Raw genomic sequence first — 20,985 nt, 5'->3', positions numbered from 1 at the left:
GTCTTCACCGTCTGGACCGCAAGTTGCCGCTAGGCTTCAAAAGAGGTTGATTCCACGGCCGACGCTATGGGGAGCGGTGCGAAGGCTTTCGGTTGAGCGCTTGCGCACCATCCGGAGGGTGACCCGATGTTGCGCGTGTCCGTGACGACTGCCGGGCCGGCGCCGCGAAAGGATGATCCACGACAGCGATGACGAAACTGACTACTGGACAAGGGCTTCCGGATGTGGTGGTCACCGGGTTCGCCATGACCACCGCTTTGGCCACGGACGCGGACACGACCTGGAAGCTGCTCCTCGACTGCCAGAGCGGCATCCGTGAGCTCGACGACCCGTTCGTGGACGAGTTCGACCTGCCGGTGCGCATCGGCGGGCACCTGCTGGAGGAATTCGACAGCGAGCTGAACCCCGCCGAGCTGCGCAGGACGGGCTACCTGGCGAGGATGTCCGCCATCGTCAACCGGCGGGCGTGGGACCATGCCGGCTCACCCGACGTCGACCCGAATCGCCTGATGGTGTCGATCGGCACCGGTTTCGGTTCCGGCGAGGAGCTGGTGTTCAGCCTGGACAACCTGCGCGCCCGCGGCGTGAAGGCGGTCTCGCCGCTGTCCGTGAGCAAGTACATGCCCGACGCCGCCGCGCAGGCCGTCGGCCTGGAACGGCACGCCCGGGCCGGCGTGATGACGCCGGTGTCGGCGTGCGCGTCGGGTTCCGAGGCCATCGCCCGGGCCTGGCAGGCGATGGTCTTCGGCGAGGCCGACGTCGCGATCTGCGGCGGCGTCGAGACCAGGATCGAGGCGGTGCCCATCGCGGCCTTCGCGAACATGCGGATCGTGATGTCGACCAACAACGCGAATCCGGCCGGCGCCTGTCGCCCGTTCGACAAGGACCGCGACGGTTTCGTGTTCGGCGAGGCCGGCGCGCTGATGATCCTCGAGACCGAGGAGCACGCCAAGGCGCGCGGGGCGCGCATCCTGGCCCGCCTGATGGGGGCCGGGGTGACGTCCGACGGCTACCACATGGTGGCCCCGGACCCGAGCGGAAGCCGCGCCGGCCAGGCGATGACGCGCGCCATCCAGCTCGCCGGTCTCACGCCCGACGACATCGACCACGTCAACGCCCACGCCACCGGGACGCAGATCGGTGACCTGGCCGAGGGCAAGGCCATCAACAACGCACTGGGCAGCAACAAGCCCGCGGTGTACGCGCCGAAGTCGGCGCTGGGGCATTCCGTCGGCGCGGTGGGCGCGGTGGAGTCGATCCTGACCGTGCTGGCGTTGCGCGACCAGATCGTTCCGCCGACGCTGAACCTGGAAAATCTGGACCCGGAAATCGATCTGGATGTGGTGGCGGGCAATCCCCGGCGGGGCAACTACCGGTATGCCATCAACAATTCGTTCGGGTTCGGCGGGCACAACGTCGCCCTGGCGTTCGGCCGGTACTGACCGCGGCTTCGGCCCGGTAGTTGTCACACTTGCGGCCTAGCATCATGTGCGCTACCGAAGGAGCGCCATGAGCATCGATTTCACACCCGACGCGCGGCTCTACCCGTTCCAGTCGCGCTGGTTCGACAGCTCGCGGGGACGGTTGCACTACATCGACGAGGGCGCCGGGCCTCCGCTGTTGCTGTGGCACGGCAACCCGACGTGGAGCTTCCTGTATCGCAACATCGTCATCGCGCTGCGTGACCGGTTCCGTTGCGTCGCACCGGATTACCTGGGGTTCGGGCTGTCGGACCGGCCCGCGGGATTCGGGTACACCATCGAGGAGCACGCCCGGGTGCTCGGCGAGTTCGTCGACCACCTGGACTTGGAGGGCTACCTGACGATGGGTCAGGACTGGGGCGGCCCGATCAGCATGGCGGTGGCGGTGGAGCGGGCCGAGCGAGTGCGCGGCGTCATCCTGGGCAACACCTGGTTCTGGCCCACCGACGTGTTCACGACGAAGATGTTCAGCCGGGTGATGTCCAGCCCCCCGCTGCAATACGCGGTGCTGCACCGCAATTTCTTCGTCGAGCGACTCATCCCCGCCGGCGTGCAGCGCCGGCCGAGCGACGCGGTGATGGAGCACTACCGGGCGGTGCAGCCCAACGCCGACGCGCGCAGGGGCGTCGCCGAGATGCCCAAGCAGATCCTGGCAGCCGAACCCCTGCTCGCGCGGCTGGCCCGCGACGTGCCGGCGAAGCTGGGCGCCAAACCCGCGCTGTTCGTCTGGGGCATGAAGGATTTCGCGTTCCGGCCCGGCCCGACGCTCCCGCGCATGCGGGCAACCTTCCCCGACCACGTCGTGGTCGAACTGCCCGACGCCAAACACTTCATCCAGGAGGACGCGCCGGATCAGATCGCCGCGGCGATCGCCGAGCGTTTCGGCTAACCGGGCCAAGGCTCAGTCGCGAGCGCAACGGGACTGCGAAAAACGAGGCCGAATTTCGCAGTCACGTGACGTTCGAAAGGTTCGCCGCCAGTCCGGCCTCAGGCGAACGCCTCCACCGGCGGGCACGAGCAGACCAGGTTGCGGTCGCCGTAGGCGCCGTCGATGCGCCGCACCGGCGGCCACACCTTCGGCCGGAAGTTCTTGCCCAGCGGATAGGCGGCCTCTTCCCGGGTGTACGGGTGCTCCCAGTCGGAGACCAGCAGGCATTCGGCGGTGTGCGGGGCGCCGCGCAGCGGATTGTCGTCGACCGACCACTCCCCCGCGCCGACCCGGTCGATCTCGCGCCGGATGGCGATCATGGCTTCGCAGAAGGCGTCGACCTCGGTCAGGGTTTCGCTCTCGGTGGGTTCCACCATCAGCGTGCCGGCCACCGGGAAGCTCATCGTCGGCGCGTGAAAACCATAGTCCGCCAAGCGCTTTGCGACATCGTCAACGGTCACACCGGTCGACTTGGTGATGCCCCGCAGGTCCAGGATGCATTCGTGGGCGACCATCCCGTTCTCCCCGGTGTAGAGCACCGGGAAGTACTCGTCGAGCCGCCGGGCGATGTAGTTGGCGGAGGCGATGGCGGTCAGCGACGCGGCCCGCAGGCCGTCGGCGCCCATCATCCTGATGTAGGCCCAGCTGATCGGCAGGATCGACGCGGACCCGTACGGCGCCGACGACACCGGATGTCCCTGCGGCAACTCGGGCGCATGCGGGTGCCCGGGCAGGAGCGGAGCCAGGTGCGAACGCACCGCGACGGGTCCCACCCCCGGGCCGCCGCCCCCATGCGGGATGCAGAACGTCTTGTGCAGGTTCAGGTGGCTCACGTCGCCGCCGAAGCGTCCCGGCCGCGCCAGGCCGACCAGCGCGTTGAGGTTCGCCCCGTCCACGTAGACCTGGCCGCCGGCGTCGTGGACGGCCGCGCAGATCTCGGCGATGTCATGCTCGTAAACGCCGTGCGTGGACGGATAGGTGATCATCAGCGTCGACAACGCGTCGCCGTGCTGGGCAACCTTGGCGCGCAGGTCGTCGAGGTCGACGTCGCCGTTGTCGTGGCAGGCCACCACGACCACCCGCATGCCGGCCAACGCCGCCGACGCCGCGTTGGTGCCGTGCGCGCTGGACGGGATGAGGCAGATGTTGCGGTGCGGTTCGCCCCGGCTGGCGTGGTAGTCGTGGATGGCCAGCAGCCCGGCGTATTCGCCCTGGGAGCCTGCATTGGGCTGCAGGGACACCGCGTCGTAACCGGTGATGTGCACCAGCCAACTCTCCAGGTCGCTGATGAGCCGACGCAGGCCTGGCGTGTCCGACGCCGGCGCGAACGGATGCTGGCGGGCGAATTCCGGCCAGGTGATCGGCTCCATCTCGGCGGCGGCGTTGAGCTTCATCGTGCACGAGCCGAGTGGAATCATGCTGCGGTCCAAGGCGATATCCTTGTCCGCCAGCGCCCGCAGGTAGCGCATCATCGCCGTTTCCGTGCGGTACTGCGTGAACGCGGGATGGGTCAGGAACTCCGAGGTGCGGGTCGCGATGTCGACGGCGACGGGCTCGGCGGCCGGCACGCCGAAGGCGTCCAGCACCGCGGCCACATGGGCGTCCGTGGTGGCCTCGTCGCAGGCCACCGACACGTGATCGGCGTCGACGCGCCACAGGTTGACGCCGTTCGCCTTCGCCGCCGCCACCACCTCGTCGGCGCGTCCGGCAACCCGCGCCAGCACGGTGTCGAAGAACTGCTCGTGCACCAGCGCGGTGTCGGCCGCAGAGCCCAGCGCGGCGGCGATGGTCTCGGCGTGGCCGTGCACGCGGCGGGCGATCGCGGACAGCCCGTCGGCGCCGTGGTAGCTGGCGTACATGGCGGCCATCACGGCGAGTAGCACCTGCGCGGTGCAGATGTTGCTGGTCGCCTTGTCGCGGCGGATGTGCTGTTCGCGGGTCTGCAGCGCCAGCCGGTAGGCCGGGGACCCGTCGGCGTCCAGCGACACGCCGACCAGCCGGCCGGGCAACTGGCGGGCATGCTTGCCGTGCACCGACAGATATCCGGCGTGCGGGCCACCGAATCCCATTGGCACGCCGAATCTTTGGGTCGTTCCGAACGCCACGTCGGCACCGATGTCACCGGGCGGGGTGATCAGCGTGCACGCCAGCAGGTCGGCGCCGATGGCGATCAGCGCGCCGCGGTCGTGGGCCTGTTCCACCAGGGCCGCCCAGTCGGTGATGCGGCCGCTGGCCCCGGGCAGCTGGGTGATGACGCCGAAGAAGTCGCCGTCGGGAAGGCCACGGCTCAGGTCGGCGGTGACGATCTCGATGCCCAACGGCTCAGCTCGCGTGGCCAGGACGGCCGCCGTCTGGGGGAACACATCGGCGTCGACGGCGAGCCGGTTCGACGAACCGCGGGTCGCGCGGTGCATCAGCGTCATGGCCTCGGCGGCGGCGGTGCCCTCGTCGAGCATCGAGGCGTTGGCGACTTCCAGCCCGGTCAGGTCCGCCACCATCGTCTGGAAATTCAGCAGCGCCTCCAGCCGGCCCTGGCTGATCTCCGGCTGGTACGGGGTGTAGGCGGTGTACCAGGCCGGGTTCTCCAAGACGTTGCGCAGCAGCACCGGCGGGGTGAGCGTGTCGTAGTAGCCCTGCCCGATCATCGAGACGGCCACCGTGTTCGCCTCGGCCAGCGCCCGCAGCTCGGCCAGCGCCTCGGCCTCGGTGACGGCCGGCGGCAGCTCATCCAGACCCGGTGCCACGCCCCGGCCGGTGAGCTTGTCGAGGATGCCCGCCGGGACGGCCTTGGCGGCCAGTTCGTCCAGCGACTCGACACCGATGACGGACAGCATCGCCGCGACGGCTTGGCCGTCCGGGCCGATGTGCCGGGCTGCGAAAGTTGATTGATCGGGCACTGGCGAACTCCTGGCTGTGGCATCGACAAAGGCAGAGGACTAGCGGCCCTCCCCCTCTGTCTTCACCCGTTCGCCGGGCGCCTGAGAGATTCGGCGCCGGGCACCGCCCGCGCGCCTTTCCCCATCGGCGGGTGTCGGCCGGTGGGGCCGGCACCGCTTTCCAGAGGCATCGTTAACCCGCGCGGTCCGGGGTGCCTGAGAGGTTAGCGGAGAGGTGTTGCTCCTTCGGCGTCCGTGACTGGCCGTCACGAAGCTCTCCCGCACGAGTGCGATGCAGCGCCTAGTTTACCCGGCCCGGTGGCGCGGGTGGGGTTAACCGATCTTGCGGTCGCGGTGCTTGCGGCGCGAGGCCAGCTCGTCTTCGGGGGCGGCGATCGACTCGCCCCCGTCGGCCCGCTCGCCGGGGAAGTCGGCGATCACGCCGGTCAGCTCCCGCATGGCGCCCGATACCGCGATGCCGAACACGCCCTGGCCGCCCTGCAGCAGGTCGACGACCTCTTCGGCCGACGTGCACTCGTAAACCGTGGTGCCGTCGGAGAACAACGTGATGTTGGCCAGGTCCTGCACGCCGCGCTGGCGCAGGTGGTCGACCGCGACTCGGATGTTGTGCAGCGAGATCCCGGTGTCGAGCAGCCGCTTGACGATCTTGAGCACCAGGATGTCTTTGAACGAGTAGAGCCGCTGGCTGCCCGAGCCCGCCGCGCTGCGGATCGACGGCACCACCAGCGAGGTGCGCGCCCAGTAGTCCAGCTGGCGGTAGGTGATTCCCGCGATCTGGCAGGCGCTCGGGCCGCGGTAGCCGACCAGCTCGTCCGGCACGGAGTCGTCGGGAAACAGTCCGGGCTGCACGGGCGCTTCCGGCGCGGCGGTCGCGTGCTCAGCTAGATCCAGCTGTTCTTGACGTGGCTGCTCGCTCACGGTGCTTCCTCTCGCCGATCGCGCTTTCGTTTCCAGCTGCGTACTGGCTGCGTCGCAGCCACGTTTGCTCAGGCCCGAGTGCTAGAGAGCTTACGCGCTTCGATAGCTACCGCGCCCTTAAGTCGTGATCAAAGTATGGCTGCCGCCGGGCAAAGTGAGGGCGCTATCCGCCAGGCGTGTCGACATCCCGGTGGTAAGTGAGACGGATCCGTGATGTCGGTGTCCAGGGTAGTCGGCGCCGGCGGGGTTCGCGAAGCCGCTGGAAGGGGCCGGAAAGGGGTTTAGGTGGCCTTGAAATCGTCGGGCGAGACGCTGTCGAGGAACTCCTTGAACTTCTCCACCTCGTCCTCGCGGACGGCGGTGCCGCCCTCCTCGTCGGTCTCGTCGGGGATCAGCAGGCCGGCCTGGGCCAGCACCGCCTCCTCGACGTAGATCGGGACGCCGACGCGCAGCGCTATCGCCACCGAATCCGAGGGCCGCGCCGACACCGTGATATTGCGGTCGAAGACCAGGTCGGCGTAAAAGGTGCCCTCTTGAAGGTCGACGATCCGCACCTCTTTGAGTGAATGGCCAAGCGCGGCAATGACATCCCTGATCAGATCGTGCGTCAGCGGGCGCGGCGGCTCGACGCCCTGCTGCTCGAGCGCGATCGCGGCAGCCTCCGACTGGCCAATCCAGATCGGCAGGTATCGGTCGCCGTCGGTTTCGCGCAGTAACAGGACCGGCTGGTTCTGCGGCTGCTCCACGCGAATGCCGACAACACGAACTTCACCCATTTGTGTCTGCCCTCCGCATATGCTGCCGTGTCGTTTCTTGGCGCAACGGCGGCGCCGAATTTCCGCTGTGCCGCTGAAAACCAAGCTATCGACGAAGTCTAGTCCTCAGCGATGCAGAACGTCGCGAACGGCGGATTTGACCAGCGACGTGTGCAACGTGATGGCCAGGGCCGCCACCTCGCGCGCCAGGTCGTCGGCGCGGTCCCGGGCCCCGGCCGTACCGGCTTTCCCTATCGGCCCGGCGATTTGGGCGATCAAGTCGGATTGCCGGTCCGCGGCCGAGCGGAACGCCCGCAGGTGCCGTGGCTCGACACCGTATTCCGACAGTGCCCGCGCGCATTGCAGGATCACGACGGCGTGTTCGTCGAAGAAGCCGCCCGGGCCGGTCGTGATCACTCCCGCCTTGAGCAGCGCCGTCAACAGGTCGTCGGCCACCCCCGACCGCTCCAGCAGGTCTTCCCGGCTCAACCGGATGCTCGACGGCGCGACCGCGGCCGCATCCGATCCGGCGGCCTGCTCGGCGCCGGTGTCCCCGACCCCCGCCACGGACACCAGACGTGGGCCGGCGTAGGGCGACCCGAAAGGAGGCAACTCGCCGTCGGGCTGCGCGTCCAACTGCGCGCGGATCACCTTGAGCGGTAGGTAATGATCGCGCTGTGCGGTGAGGATGAACCGCAGCCGAGCGCAGTCATACGCGGTGAATCTCCGATAGCCCGAGGCAGCGCGCTGCGGCGTCACCAGTCCTTCGGCCTCCAGGAAGCGAATCTTGGAGATCGTGACATCGGGAAAGTCCGGCCTCAACAGTTCCAGGACCGCCCCAATCGACATCCCGGCCAGTGCCGGGCTATCGGGTGCGCTCACTAGCCTCCGGATCCTCCGTCCTCACCCTGCTTGGGCCCGGTCAGAAACACCAAGCGGAACTTGCCGATCTGCACCTCGTCGCCGTTGGCGAGCACCGCCGAGTCGACGGGCTCCCGGTTGACGTAGGTGCCATTAAGGCTACCGACATCCACCACGTTGAATTCGTTGTTTTCCAACCTGAATTCGGCGTGGCGACGGCTGACGGTGACGTCGTCGAGAAAGATGTCGCTGTCGGGATGCCGACCGGCCGACGTGATCGGCTGGTCGAGCAGGAAACGCGAGCCGGCGTTCGGTCCCCGTTTGACGACCAGCAGCGCCGAGCCGGCGGGAAGCCCCTCCACCCCGGAAACCGCGCTTTCGGTGCCCGCCTGCGCGGGCGCATCCAGTTCGTTGAGGAAGTCGGCACGGAAGACCGAGGTCGTCTCCACCGTGACTTCGTCAGAGGTCTGGTCGTTGTCCATGTCCGTCACGCGCTGCTCCTCACTGGCTGCTGTGGCGTTGTCTGACCGGGCCGCTCGGCCGGCTGCTCACTGGGTTTACTCGCCCGGTACTGCCGATTGCTAAGACTGCTGCCTTCAAGTGTCGATCTGTCGACGGTACCGCGCATGGCTCTGCAATGTGCCCCCCACCCGACGATCAGCGGACCGATTGCCCGCCTTTCCCCCGCCGGCCTTCCGCGCCGCTCGCGTCGCCGCGCGGGGCTGGCAGGCAGATTAGCAATCGTCATTCGGTCAAGGTTCCGCGGTAGGCCTCGGCGTCGAGCAGCGACGAGATGGCGGACTCCAGCGCGGCGACGTCGGACACCTGAACGTCCAGCAGCCACCCGCCCCCGTACGGGTCGGAGTTGACCAGCTGCGGGCTGCCTTCCAGATCGGCGTTGACCGCGGACACCGTGCCCGACACCGGCGCGTACAGGTCCGACACCGACTTCGTCGACTCGACCTCGCCGAAGGATTCACCCGCGGTCAGTTCGGCACCCACGTCGGGCAGCTGAACGAAGACGACATCGCCCAGCGCCGACTGCGCGAAGTCGGTGATCCCGACCCGAACGACGTCGTCACCGCTTCGGCGAACCCATTCGTGTTCGGCGGTGTAGTGCAGATCGGGCGGGATGTCGCTCACTAGTGATCCTGTTCTGTCGCGGATGTGCTCACTTGACGGGCTGAGCGTATTGGTGCGGTTTTGGTTGTCGCAAGGTGGTCACGTCCACTCGATCCTCTTGCCGAACGGACATCCGCGCACCGACGCGCTTGATGCTGTCCTCCGCGCCGCCCGGAATGTTCATCGCCGCGGCCAGGGTCGGCGGATCACCAATGGCCAGAATCGAATACGGGGGCGACAGCGTCTTGGTGTCGATGGTCAGCGAACCCGGCATGCCCACCACCCAGGTATCGACGCCCACGCGCACGGACTGGTGTGCATCGTTGATCTCGATTGCCTCGGCGCCGGCGGCCCGCAGTTCGTTGATCACGTCGAGGATCACCTCCGGCGAGACCCCGGGCCCGGGGTCGTCGATCGTGATCGTGACGCCCGGTCCGGTGGCACCCACCGCGCCGACCAGGATGGACAGGGCGGCGAGCCTGGCCTGCGCGGCCTGGATGGCGGCCTGGTCGTTGTTGCCCGACGCCTGCAGCGAATTCAGCGTGTTCTGCAGTTCGTTCACCTCGGCGTTGAGGGTGGCCTCGCGCTGCCGCAGCGAATCCAGCAGCACCAGCAAGTCCGCGGGACGCGCCGTTTCCAGGGAATCACCCGACTCGTTCTGCCGGACCTGCGTCACGATGGCGATGCCGAGCAGCAGGCACAACAGCACCGCCAACGTCCCGAACGCCAGCCGGGAGCGACCGCCGCGGACCATCCCCGACAGTCCGGTGCGGCGCACCGGACCGATCTCGGGGCGTGGGCGCTTGGACGGTAATTCGTGCCGCCCGTGCGGGACACGGCTTTCCGCGCTTTCGGCGGCGTCGCCGGGCGGTTCCTCGCTCACGCCGGCCTCGCCTTGGCCATGGCGCCGATCCCCTTCATCGCTTCGCTCCGCATCGTCGCGCCGCCCGTCACGCCCCGAACAGCCGGCGGCGCAGCGCGGCGGCATTGCCGAAGATGCGGATGCCCAGCACCACGATGATCGCCGTGGACAACTGGGTACCCACACCCAATTGGTCTCCGACATAGACGATCAGCGCGGCCACGAAAACGTTGAACACGAACGAGATCACGAAGACCTTCGGGTCGAAGATCCGCTCCAGGTAGGCGCGTAGCCCGCCGAACACGGCGTCGAGCGCCGCCACCACCGCGATGGGCAGGTACGGCTGGACGGCCTCGGGCACCGCGGGGTGGAACACCAGGCCGAGCACGATCCCGATCGCCAGCGCCGCGATGCCGATCATGCTCGGTTTCCGTTCCGTGACGCGCACCGGCGGAGATGTCTGCCGAGGACTTTCCTCACTGTGGCCCAATCTGTTTGGCGAACCTGGTATCGCGGATCGATCCGGCGGGAAGCGTCAGCCCGTCGGCGGCGTCGACCGTGACGACGACACCGTAGGAGACCTCGAGGAGTTTGAGGCGCTGCCGGCCGGAGCTCTGGTCGAAGACGTCCCGCATGGCGCGGGGCGGGCCCACCGCGAGGATCGTGTACGGGCTGCTGGTGGGGTTGTTGTCGACCAGGATCGCCCCGCCGGCCTGCCGAATGGTCACGTTGGGACCGATGCGGACGCCGCCGACCGAGATCGCCTCGGCCCCGCTCGCCCACAACGAGTTGACGACCAGCTGCAGATCCCGGTCCAGAATGATCTGCCTGCTGCCGCTGACCCGCTGCTTGGAGACGTCGGAAAGGTTCGGGCCGGCGCCGGGATCGGTCACGGTCACCTTCAGGCCGGGACCGATGACGGGCCGGCTCGCCGCCGCCAGGCCGAGCGCGTCGAGACGAGCCAACAGCCGCTGCCCTTCGGCGTCGTCGGCCAGTGCGCGGCGCTGCACGTCGTCGACCCGAGAGGACAGCTCGCCGCGCCGCTGGGCGAGTTTGGCCGCGGTGCTCTCCGTCGAACGCACATTGCCCAGCAACAATTGCTGCGCGGAGCGCACACCGGGCGCGACCGAACGCGCCTGTGCGACCGCGGCGGCGAAGACGGTGGCGATCAGCAGCGCCGCCAGCGCCTGCCAGAGCCAGCCGAAGGCGCGTTCGCGCCCGCCCCCCGGCGTGGCAGCCTCGCGACGCTTCTGAGCGGCCGCGGCGTAGCCGGGATCGAGGTGCTCGGAAAGCAGGGCGCGCAGCAGGGACGGCACCGGGATCAACTGCGGCCGCGACGCCACGTGTGCGCTGCGCCCGGCGTTGGGGTCGTAGCCGCCCAGCAGGCGGTCCGGGTCAGCCACGATCGACCGCCTTGGGTGTCCCGGGCCGGTGCGCATCGTGTTTGAGGCGGGGCATCCGGCGGATGACCAGCGTCATCTGCACCACATACAGCGCGAACGCCCACAGATAGCCATACATGCCCCAGATCAGGAAGGCCCAGCCGCAGGCCCCGACCACCCGGCTCCACAGGGCGTCCCACGTGCCCAGCAACACCAGCGGAAAGCCCGACATCAACGCGAAGGTGGCGGCCTTGCCGATGTAGGTCACCGGCAGCGCGGACAAGCCCCGGCTCCACAACAGCGGCAGCGTCGCCGCCAGCAGGCCGTCGCGCGCCAGCAGGACGCCGACGAACCACCACGGCACGATCCCGCTCATCGCCATCACCACGGGCACGCAGATCATGTAGAGGCGGTCGACCGCAGGATCGAGCAGGACGCCGAGCCGCGAAGACTGGTTGAGCAGCCGGGCGATCTTGCCGTCGGCCCAGTCCGACGCGCCGCTGAACATCAGGATCCCGACCGCCCAACCGTTGGCGTGGGCGAACAGCAGGGCGTAGACGAACACTCCGATGAGCACCAGGCGAATGGCGCTCAGCGCGTTGGGCACCGTCAGCACCCGGTCGGGTGGAAGCGCCGGCTCCATAAGCCGTGACATTAGCCGAACGCCGAGTGCGCGGCTGGACGCACACTCGGTCCCCAGTGTGCGGCTGGACGCACATTCGGCGCCCGCCGTTGAACGGCTTAGCGGAAGACCCCGGGCAGGCTGAGCGTCGACAGCGTGTCGTCCGACAACGGGTTGTCGTTGACCATGTACGTCCACGTCGAGGTCGGCCGGGCCAGCTTGGACAGATCCAGGCCCTGCTCCTCCTCGAGGACGTTCGCCGTCTCGAACGTCTGCTGCGCGGCCTCGATGGCGTCCGCGGCCAGCGACGCGAACGCGTCCACCGCCAGCCGGTGGAATTCGTCCAGCGGGTTCTGCCGGCCCAGCGCCCGCAGGTGGATGCTCTCGCGAATGTCCGCCAGGTACGCCAGATGGTCGGCCCACCCGCGGTCCAGGTGGTAGAGCATGATCTGCCGGCAGATCGTCTCCAGGCGATCCTCCGGGATTTCCTTGGAAAGCTCCTTGTACCGCTTGGGCGCCAGTTCGGCGAGCTCCTCGCGCGCGGTTGCGGTGCGCAGCAACGTGTTACGGCGATCGACGATGATGGCGCGCTGCTGGGCGATCAGTTGGTTGTAGCGCCAGGTATTGGCGTGCACGTCCAGCATCCGGCCCTCGGCGACCCGCTGGGCGTGGTCGAGCAGCCCGGCCGCCTTCGGGCTGACGATCCGGCCGTCCTCGTCGGTTTCCATCGGCAGCTTGTTGTGGTCGAGGTTGGCCGCGACGACGTCGTCTTCCCAACTCGAGAAGAACACCGACGAGCCGGGGTCGCCCTGGCGGCCCGCGCGCCCGCGCAGCTGGTTGTCCAGCCGCTCGGTGTGATGCCGCCCGGTGCCCACCACGTGCAGGCCGCCGAGCTCGGCGACGCGGTCGTGGTCGGCCTCATCGGAGCCGCCGAGCCGAATGTCGGTGCCGCGCCCCGCCATCTGCGTCGACACGGTGACCACCCCGTACTTGCCGGCCTCGGCGATGACCTCGGCCTCCTCGGCGTCGTTCTTGGCGTTGAGCACCACCGCGGGCACGCCGCGGCGCAACAGCCGCTCGTGCAGTTCCTCGGATTCGGCCACATCGCGGGTGCCGACCAGCACCGGCTGACCGGTCTCGTGCACCTCGGCGATGTGGTCGACGATCCCGTCGTTCTTGGCGGCGGCGGTGATGTAGACGCGGTCGGACTCGTCCTCGCGAATGTTGGGCTTATTGGACGGAATTGGCGACACACCGAGCTTGTAGAACTGGCGCAGTTGCTCCCCCGCGGCCAGCGCGGTGCCCGTCATGCCGCACACGGTTTCGTAGCGGTTGATCAGCGCCTGCACCGTGATGGTGTCCAGCACCTCCCCCGTTTCGGTGGTCTCGATCCCTTCCTTCGCCTCGACCGCGGCCTGCAGGCCGTCGGGCCAGCGCTGCAATTGCGCGATGCGTCCGCGGGAGGCGTTGATCAGGTGCACGGCGTCGTCGCGGACGATGTAGTGCACGTCGCGCTGCAGCAGCACGTGCGCGTGCAGCGCCACGTTCACTTCGGTCAGGGTGGTGCCGACGTGCTCCTCGGAGTAGAGGTCGATGCCGCCGAGCGCCTTCTCCACTTTGCGCGCCCCGACGTCGGTCAGATGGACGTTGCGGCTGTCGGAGTCGGTGTCGTAATCCGTGTCCGGCGACAGTTCGCCGACCAGCTTGATGATCTCCAGCCGGGGCGTCTCCCGGTGCGTGGTGCCGGCCAGCACCAGCGGCACCAGGGCCTCGTCGACGAGCACCGAGTCGGCCTCGTCGATCAGCGCCACATCGGGATTGGGCGACACCAGGTCGTCGACGTCGACCACGAGTTGGTCACGCAAGACGTCGAAACCGATTTCGTTGACCGAGGCGTAGGTGACATCGCAGCCGTAGGCGGCGCGACGCTCCTCGCTGGTCGACTCGGCGGTGATCCAGCCGACGGTCAACCCCATCGCCTCGATCAGCGGGCCCATCCACTCCGCGTCGCGGCGGGCCAGGTAATCGTTGATCGTCACGACGTGCACGTGCCGCCCGGCGAGGGCGTAGCCGGCGGCCGCGATCGCCCCGGAGAGCGTCTTGCCCTCACCGGTGGCCATCTCGATGACGTCGCCGGCGAGCATGCGCAGCGCGCCGAGGAGCTGGACGTCGAACGGGCGCAGCGTGGTGGCCCGCTCGGCCGCCTCCCTGGCGATCGCGAGGAATTGCGGGATGTCGTCGGACTCGGCGAGGTCCTCGAGCTTGAGCAGCTTGGCGGCCTTGCGCAGCTGCTCGTCGGTGAGGCCGGCCGCTTCCTCGTCGTATTCGGAGGAGTCGGTGACCTGTGAAAGGGAGCGGTTGCGGTTCTTCTCGGTGCTGGCGCCGAGCAGTCGCCAGAAGCGGCTGCTCAGGCGGCCGGGCTGCGCGCGGGTGGTCTTTGGCACAGGTCAACGGTACGTGAACCGCAAATCGGCGTGGGCGCGCGTGTTTGCGCGACACGCCGCGCCGGCGGGCGCCGGTGCGCCCCAGTGGGGCGTGTGTTCAGGCGAGGTTGGACCGGCGGGGATAGGCGACGTTGGGATCGGTGAGCACGTTGACCACCGAGGGCAGGCCGCTGGCGAAGGCCCGTTCCAGCGCGGGCCGCAGCTCGGCCGGCGCGGACACCAGCTCGCCGTGGCCGCCCAGGGCGCGCACCACCTCGTCGTAACGGGTTCCCGGCCGCAGTTCCGCCACGACCGAGTAGCCGTACAGCGCCTCCATCGGATGTTTCTCCAGCGCCCAGATGCCGTTGTTGCCGATGACCGAGACGACGGGCACGTTGTGCCGGACCAGGGTGTCCCATTCCATGCCGCTGAACCCGAAGGCGCCGTCGCCCTGCAGCAGGACGACCTGACGGTCCGGCCGGGCCAGCTTGGCGGCCAGGGCGTAACCGGGCCCCGAGCCGAGGCAGCCGAAGGGGCCGCTGTCCAGCCAGCAGCCCGGTTGGTAGCTGTCGATCACCCGCCCGGCGTAGGACCCGAAGTCGCCGGCGTCGATGACGACGATGGCGTCGCGGTCCAGCATCGGCGCCAGCTCCGCGTACACCCGCATCGGATGCAGCGGCACGCGCTCGTCGGCGAGTTCGGCTTTTTCCTTTCCGCGCGCGGCGGTCTCGTCGGTGCGCAGTTCGTCGATCCAGTCGCGGTGGTCGGTCCCGCTACCGGTCGCGAGGGCCGCGAGGATGGACAGCAGGTCGCCGTAGAGCTCGGCCTCGACCGGGCGGGGATGCTTGCGTTCGGGTTCGGCGCGGTCCACCACGATGAGCCGGGTCTGCGGCCCGAACACCCCGCCGAAGCCCAGCCGGAAATCCATGGGCACCCCGACAATCAGCGCAACATCGGCCTCGCCCAACGCTTTTCCCCGCACCCGGGAGAACGCCAGCGGGTGATCGGCGGGCACCGCGCCGCGGGCCATCCCGTTCATCAGCACCGGGACCTGTAGCTCCTCGGCGAGACGCAGCAGGGCCGCCTCACCGCGCCCCCACCAGACGTTGGTGCCCGCCATGATGACCGGCCGCCTGGCCCCCGACAGCAGGCTGGCGGCGCGGCCGAGGGCCGCGCCGTCCAGGTCGTCCACGCCGGGCCCCGGCGGCAGGTCGGTGAGCGCACCGGGACGCCCGTGATCTTCGGACATGGAAAACACGTGGTCCATGGGGAAGTCGACGAAGCCAACCCCCGACGGCGCGCCGACCGAAGCCCGCAACGCCTCGTCGACGAGCCGGCCGGCGTCCTCGGCGGACTGCGCCGTCGCGGCGAAGCGGGCCAGCGGCGCCACGAACGGCACGTGGTCGACCTCCTGCAACGAACCCATGCCCCACCGCCCGGCCGGCGCCCGGCCACCGAGCACGACGAGCGGCGACTGGTTCTGCTGGGCGGCCGCCATCGCGCTCATCCCGTTGGTGACGCCCGGCCCCGCGGTGAGCGCGGCGACCCCGGGCACCCGCGTCACTTTCGACCACCCTTCGGCGGCGAAGGCCGCGGTCTGCTCGTGGCGGGTGTCGATCAGCCGGATCCCCTCCTCGCGGCAGCCGTCGTACACGGAAAACAGATGGCCGCCGGACAACGTGAAGAGGGTGTCGACACCGCTGGCCCGCAGGCGCCGAGCGATGAGCCGGCCGGCGTGCAATGTTTGTGTGGGGATGGCGTCGGTGCTCATAACCGCAGCCTATCCAGATCCGTCGGGTACCTTCGCCGAAGGATTTGAAGTCCCACCCAAGTCCAGCAGCTCGACCGTGAGGAGACAGCGACCATGGGCCCGAAGCCGTTCAAGCCCTCGATCAACTGGTCGGCGGCCGCCGTGGATTCGTTGCGGTGGGTCGCCATCGCGTGGCTGATCAGCGCCGTCTGCCTGTTCGTCGCACTGGTCCTGTTCAGATATCTCACGCCGTGGGGCCGGCAATTCTGGCGCATCACGCGCGGGTATTTCGTCGGGGCGCGCAGCATCGGCGTGTGGGTGATGCTCGGCGTGCTGTTGCTGTCGGTGTTGCTCTCGGTGCGGCTCATGGTGTTGCTCAGCTACCAGGGCAACGACCTGTACACCGCGGTCCAGAAGGCGGTGCAGGGCGTGGCGGCCGACGACGACGCGGTCAAACAGTCCGGCATTCACGGCTTCTGGATGTCGATCGCGATTTTCAGCGTGCTGGCCACCCTCTATGTCATCCGGTTCATGATCGACATCTATCTGACGCAGCGGTTCATCATCGCGTGGCGCATGTGGCTGACGTCGCACCTCACCGACGACTGGCTCGACGGCCGGGCCTACTACCGCGACCTGTTCATCGATAACACGATCGACAACCCCGACCAGCGCATCCAGCAGGACATCGACATCTTCACCGCGAATGCGGGCGGCACCCCGAACATCCCGTCGAACGGAACCGGCAGCACGTTGCTGTTCGGGGCTGTCAACGCGGTGGCCTCGGTCATCTCCTTCGCCGCCATCCTGTGGAACCTGTCCGGAAACCTCAACGTGTTCGGCGTCGAGCTGCCGCGCGCGATGTTCTGGACGGTCCTGGTGTACGTGTTGGTCGCCACGCTCGTTGCCATCTGGCTCGGGCATCCGCTGATCTGGCTCAGCTTCAACAACGAGAAACTCAACGCCGCCTTCCGCTATGCCTTGGTGCGACTTCGCGACGCCGCCGAGGCCGTGGGCTTCTACCGCGGTGAAAGGGTGGAGCGGGCGCAGCTGTGGCGGCGGTTCACCCCGATCATCGACAACTACCGCAAGTTCGTGCGCCGGACCATCATCTTCAACGGCTGGAACTGGTCGGTGTCGCAGGCGATCGTCCCGCTGCCGTGGGTGATTCAGGCGCCGCGCCTATTCGCCGGGCAGATCGACTTCGGTGACGTCGGCCAGAGCGCGACCGCCTTCGGCAACATTCACGATTCGTTGTCGTTCTTCCGCAACAACTACGACGCCTTCGCGGCCTTCCGGGCGGCGATCATCCGGTTGCACGGTCTGGTCGACGCCAACAGTCAGGGCCGCGCGCTGCCCACCATGCTGGTCAAGCCGAGCGAGGAGACCGCCGTCGAGCTTCGCGACGTCGAGGTCCGCACGCCGGGCGGCGACAGGCTGATCGATCCGCTGGATGTTCAACTGGCCGAAGGCGATTCGCTGGTGATCACCGGGCGGTCGGGCGCCGGCAAGACCACGCTGCTGCGCAGCCTGGCCGAATTGTGGCCCTACGCGTCCGGGACCCTGTGCCGCCCCGACGGTGAGAACGCGACGATGTTCCTCTCGCAATTGCCGTACGTGCCGCTGGGCAGCTTGCGCACCGTCGTGTGCTATCCGAACTCGCCGGACGGGGTGTCCAACGATGAGTTGCGTGAGGTGCTCACCAAAGTCGCCCTGGCCCCGCTGATTGAGCGCCTCGACGAGGAGCGGGATTGGGCCAAGGTGCTCTCCCCCGGCGAACAGCAGCGGGTCGCTTTCGCGCGCATCCTGCTGACCAAACCGAAGGCGGTCTTCCTGGACGAGGCCACCTCGGCGCTCGACGAGGGGCTGGAATTCGCGCTCTACCAACTGGTTCGGACCGAGCTGCCGGACTGCGTGGTGGTCAGCGTCAGTCATCGGCCCACCGTCGAGCAGCACCACGAACAAGAACTGCAACTGCTCGGGGGCGGCCCGTGGCGGTTGGGTCCCGTGGAGGAGAAGAAGGAGCCCGCGCGCGTCTAACGCCTACGCGCCCCGCGCGCCGCGTGCGCTCCGGCGCTATGTCTCGACGCTCCTACGCGCCCCCGGCGCCACGCGCCGCGTGCGCTCCGGCGCGGCGCCCGAAGAACGAACCCTCGCCCAGCTGCGTGCCGCTGGCGTAGCCCTTGCCGTCCTGGGCGATGTTGGAGGCGCAGGCGCCGGCCGCGTACAAGCCCGGCACGACGGTGCCGTCGTCGCGCAGCACCTCGCCGTCCACGGATGTGGCGAGACCACCGATGGTGAACCCGGCATACATCGCCTTGCCCAGTGACATGTCGAACGCGCCCCAGGGGCCTTGATCCTGCGGGGCGAGGAACTCTGGCTGCTTGTGAAAGTCGGGGTCCTCGCCGCGGGCGGCGTTGGCGTTGTAGCGCTCCAGCGTCGCGACCAGGTTGCCCTCCGGAATGCCAAGCGCCGCTTCCATTTCCGGTACCGTCTCCCAGCCGTCGATCAGCGGAACCAGCGGCATCTTCGGGTGTTCCAGATGTGCCTCGTCGACGATGAGGAACGCCGCGCTGTCCGGCTGGTCCATGATGAACCCGGACGTCCGTGAATGGTAGGAATCCTCGGCGACGAAGCGCTTTCCGAGCTTGTTCACGATGATCCCGGTCAGCAGGATCGACGGCGGGTAGGGCGGCGCCGTGATGAAGATCTGGTCCATGTGTTCGGTTGCGCCGCCCGCTGATACACCCAGGCGGATCCCCAGCCCGTCGTCGTAGGTATTGCCCAGCACGAACGGCTTCTCGGCCAGCTTCGGCGTGTACTTGGCAACCATCTCCGAGTTCATCACGAACCCCCCGGCGGCGACGATCACCGACTTTGCCTTGATCGCACCGGCTTCGGCGAAGTGCTTCCACATGACGCCGCACACGGTGCCCGAACCGTCCACGACGAGCTCGGTGGCTCCCGTCTCGTACCGGATCTGCACGCCCAGGCTGACGGCCCGCTTCAGCAGCAGATCGATCACCATGCTGGCGCCCCCGGTGTCACCGGGCACGGGGACCTTGTGGCCGCGCGGTGCGGGCACCGCCTTTTCCAGGAAGGGCCACACCTTCTCGTTACCGGTGAACATCAGCCCTTCGGTGTTGGGCTGGATGACCGCCTTGCCCGGGAAGTAGCTGCGCTCGAACTGAAAGCCCAAGTCTTCGAGCCAATTGAAATGCTCGACGCTGCCCTCGCAGTAGGCCCGGATCTTCTCGTGGTCCGGCTGCCGGGACACCGCGACCAGGTACTTGTACATCTCCTCGGGCGAATCGGGGTGCCCGGTCGCCTGCTGGACCGCCGTACCCCCGCCGAGGTAAAAGTGGCCGCCCGCAAGCGAAGTCGTGCCGCCCGCCACGGCGGCGCGCTCGAGCACGAGCACCCGCGCCCCGGCGGCCGCGGCGCTGACGGCCGCACAGCCGCCCGCGATGCCGAAGCCGACCACCACCACGTCGACGTCATCGGACCACGACGTGACGTCGTCCGCGTTGACCGTCGCCGGAATTTCGGTGCTCATTGGCGCCACTCCCCTTCATCGCTGCGCACGACCTCGTCGCCGGCGCGGCTCACCGCTGTTCCTGTTTGATGTAGTCGTAGAACGCCCTCATCTCGGGCGCTATGTAGGCGATTTCCACGAACGGCACCGCGGCTTGCGGCGCCGACACGTAGGCGAACTGGATCCCGCCGGGCATCACGCCCTGCTGCACGATCGAGGCCCCGAATGCGACCGCGTCCGCCAACGCCGCGTCGAATTGCTCAGGGCTCTCGGCCTCCATGCAGATGTGGTGCAGGCCCTGCCCGGAGTCGCGCAGAAAGTCACTATAGATGTTCTTCCCCCGCACCGGCTGGATCAGCTCCAGCTGCATGTCGCCGAGATAGCTCAGCGAGATGCTGGCGACGAAATCGGCCGGCTCGCCGAGGTAGCTGCAGGACTCCGGAGCAAAGTGCACCTCGGGTATCCGTACCCACTTGCGTACCCCTAACAGGCCGGTGAGGGCGGTTTCGGTGGCATCGAGGTCGGTGGTCACCCACGCGATCTGCGTCGGCGATTGGGCGGGGAGGGTCATCGTTTCGCAGGATAGTCCAGTGCGGGGGCCGCCAGAAAGGGTCGGGAAAACTTTGCCCACTGGGCACCGCCTTTGTCCCCCGGAGCTGGGTGAACACGTTCTAATTTGGGGCGGGAGCCGTCAATGCTGACTCAGCACGTCGACCAGCAGCCCAAGCTGCGTATCGAACACCGCTTCGGGGTCGGTCAGGGTGTCGCTGCCGTATTGCCCGAACACCTCCAGGCTGATCGCACCCAGCACGCCGGCCCACAGCAGAAAGCACTTGGCGACCACCTGGTCGTCGCCGGGAAATCCGAATTCGTGGCGAATCCGCTCGAAGTCCGACGACATCGGTTCTGCGGCAACGACATCGGTCAGCCTGATGTCCCCGGTGGCGATGCCGGATGCGACGGCGTCGAAGAGGGCCGCCACGACCCGGGTGCCCACGGCCACCGTGCGCTCGGGCGGTGCGTGGTACCCCGGCACCGGGCTGCCGTACAGCAGGGCCCAGCGGGAGGGGTGCGCGACGGCCCACCGCCGGGTCGCCCGGGCGATCGCGGTGACATCGTCGCTCCACAGCTCCCCGGCCGTCTCGCGCGCGCGGTCCACGGCGTCGGCCAGGTCCGAGTAGGCGTCGACCAACAGCAACGTCAGTAATTCGTCGCGGCTGGACACGTACCGGTACACGGCCGACGACACCATGCCGAGCTCCCGGGCGATCGCCCGCACGGACAGCCCGGCCGCCCCGCGATCCACCAGCTGCTGGCGGCCCAGCGCGATGATGCGCGCCTCGGTCTGCTCCCGGGTGTCCTGCCGTTTGCCCACGCGGTCAGTCTGACACAACCGAGATCACCGCTCTTGCTTCCTGGCCGGGCGTGTGGCAGTGTCTGCCCCAAAGA

The 20,985-nt window shown here is 68.4% G+C and carries 18 protein-coding genes and 1 riboswitch; of the genes, 3 read left to right on the top strand and 15 right to left on the bottom strand.

The genetic code is table 11. The features are described from left to right. Positions 1-188: 188 nt before the first annotated feature. Both kasB and A5681_RS09135 read left to right on the top strand, forming a co-directional pair. Entirely contained in the window at positions 189-1,442 is a 1,254-nt protein-coding gene (gene kasB, locus A5681_RS09140; RefSeq protein ID WP_067272551.1) for a 3-oxoacyl-ACP synthase KasB, read from the top strand. Positions 1,443-1,509: 67 nt separating this feature from the next. Beyond that, a complete protein-coding gene (locus tag A5681_RS09135; protein ID WP_067272549.1) occupies positions 1,510-2,370 on the top strand; it encodes a haloalkane dehalogenase in 861 nt (286 codons plus the stop codon). 98 nt (positions 2,371-2,468) lie between these two features. Here the strand turns inward: A5681_RS09135 and gcvP are convergent, their stop codons facing one another. The 12 genes from gcvP to A5681_RS09075 form a co-directional block, all read right to left on the bottom strand. Further along, a complete protein-coding gene (gene gcvP / locus A5681_RS09130) occupies positions 2,469-5,306 on the bottom strand; it encodes an aminomethyl-transferring glycine dehydrogenase (RefSeq protein ID WP_067272545.1) in 2,838 nt (945 codons plus the stop codon). A 172-nt stretch (positions 5,307-5,478) separates the two neighbouring features. Beyond that, a riboswitch (glycine riboswitch) is annotated at positions 5,479-5,577 on the bottom strand. 41 nt (positions 5,578-5,618) lie between these two features. Continuing rightward, on the bottom strand, positions 5,619-6,224 hold the full coding sequence (locus A5681_RS09125; protein WP_067272542.1) for a MerR family transcriptional regulator: 606 nt from the start codon (positions 6,222-6,224) through the stop codon (positions 5,619-5,621). Positions 6,225-6,505: 281 nt separating this feature from the next. Further along, positions 6,506-7,000 carry a bifunctional nuclease family protein gene (locus tag A5681_RS09120; protein WP_046184273.1) on the bottom strand — a complete coding sequence of 165 codons (495 nt, stop codon included), beginning with the start codon at positions 6,998-7,000 and terminating at the stop codon, positions 6,506-6,508. A 105-nt stretch (positions 7,001-7,105) separates the two neighbouring features. Further along, positions 7,106-7,861, bottom strand: a complete 756-nt coding sequence (locus A5681_RS09115) for a MerR family transcriptional regulator (protein WP_067272539.1) — start codon at positions 7,859-7,861, stop codon at positions 7,106-7,108. Then, the gene (gene garA, locus A5681_RS09110; protein ID WP_276038948.1) at positions 7,861-8,322 is read right to left on the bottom strand and encodes a glycogen accumulation regulator GarA; all 462 of its coding nucleotides are present in this window, start codon (positions 8,320-8,322) and stop codon (positions 7,861-7,863) included. The genes A5681_RS09115 and garA overlap by 1 nt, the downstream gene beginning before the upstream one ends. Before the next feature lie 262 nt (positions 8,323-8,584). Further along, positions 8,585-8,983 carry a glycine cleavage system protein GcvH gene (gene gcvH / locus A5681_RS09105; RefSeq protein ID WP_067272536.1) on the bottom strand — a complete coding sequence of 133 codons (399 nt, stop codon included), beginning with the start codon at positions 8,981-8,983 and terminating at the stop codon, positions 8,585-8,587. 28 nt (positions 8,984-9,011) lie between these two features. Further along, a complete protein-coding gene (locus A5681_RS09100) occupies positions 9,012-9,950 on the bottom strand; it encodes a DUF881 domain-containing protein (protein WP_082968281.1) in 939 nt (312 codons plus the stop codon). Then, positions 9,913-10,245 (bottom strand): small basic family protein, encoded by a 333-nt coding sequence (locus tag A5681_RS09095; RefSeq protein WP_067272533.1) that lies wholly within the window; start codon positions 10,243-10,245, stop codon positions 9,913-9,915. The genes A5681_RS09100 and A5681_RS09095 overlap by 38 nt, the downstream gene beginning before the upstream one ends. 55 nt (positions 10,246-10,300) lie before the next feature. Beyond that, positions 10,301-11,227, bottom strand: coding sequence for a DUF881 domain-containing protein (locus A5681_RS09090; RefSeq protein ID WP_067272530.1), 927 nt, complete (start codon positions 11,225-11,227; stop codon positions 10,301-10,303). After that, the gene (locus A5681_RS09085; protein ID WP_067272527.1) at positions 11,220-11,849 is read right to left on the bottom strand and encodes a CDP-alcohol phosphatidyltransferase family protein; all 630 of its coding nucleotides are present in this window, start codon (positions 11,847-11,849) and stop codon (positions 11,220-11,222) included. The genes A5681_RS09090 and A5681_RS09085 overlap by 8 nt, the downstream gene beginning before the upstream one ends. Before the next feature lie 98 nt (positions 11,850-11,947). Further along, positions 11,948-14,272 (bottom strand): accessory Sec system translocase SecA2, encoded by a 2,325-nt coding sequence (gene secA2 / locus A5681_RS09080; RefSeq protein ID WP_067272524.1) that lies wholly within the window; start codon positions 14,270-14,272, stop codon positions 11,948-11,950. A gap of 97 nt (positions 14,273-14,369) precedes the next feature. Next, entirely contained in the window at positions 14,370-16,022 is a 1,653-nt protein-coding gene (locus A5681_RS09075) for an acetolactate synthase (RefSeq protein ID WP_067272520.1), read from the bottom strand. A 93-nt stretch (positions 16,023-16,115) separates the two neighbouring features. Between A5681_RS09075 and A5681_RS09070 the strand changes: the two genes are divergently transcribed. Further along, positions 16,116-18,041, top strand: coding sequence for an ABC transporter ATP-binding protein/permease (locus tag A5681_RS09070; RefSeq protein WP_067272518.1), 1,926 nt, complete (start codon positions 16,116-16,118; stop codon positions 18,039-18,041). Positions 18,042-18,093: 52 nt separating this feature from the next. Here A5681_RS09070 and A5681_RS09065 read toward each other — a convergent pair whose 3' ends face one another. The 3 genes from A5681_RS09065 to A5681_RS09055 form a co-directional block, all read right to left on the bottom strand. Next, complete coding sequence (locus A5681_RS09065) at positions 18,094-19,557, bottom strand: FAD-binding protein (protein ID WP_067272515.1); 1,464 nt, start codon at positions 19,555-19,557, stop codon at positions 18,094-18,096. Between the two features lie 49 nt (positions 19,558-19,606). Beyond that, a complete protein-coding gene (locus A5681_RS09060) occupies positions 19,607-20,107 on the bottom strand; it encodes a VOC family protein (RefSeq protein WP_067272512.1) in 501 nt (166 codons plus the stop codon). A 120-nt stretch (positions 20,108-20,227) separates the two neighbouring features. Beyond that, positions 20,228-20,911 (bottom strand): TetR/AcrR family transcriptional regulator, encoded by a 684-nt coding sequence (locus A5681_RS09055; protein ID WP_197498556.1) that lies wholly within the window; start codon positions 20,909-20,911, stop codon positions 20,228-20,230. Between the last annotated feature and the right edge of the window lie 74 nt (positions 20,912-20,985).

Source organism: Mycobacterium scrofulaceum (genome assembly GCF_001667885.1).
Lineage (GTDB): Bacteria > Actinomycetota > Actinomycetes > Mycobacteriales > Mycobacteriaceae > Mycobacterium > Mycobacterium scrofulaceum_C.
The sequence above is the reverse complement of the archived record's forward strand: the minus strand, read 5'-3'. Positions and strand labels throughout refer to the sequence as shown.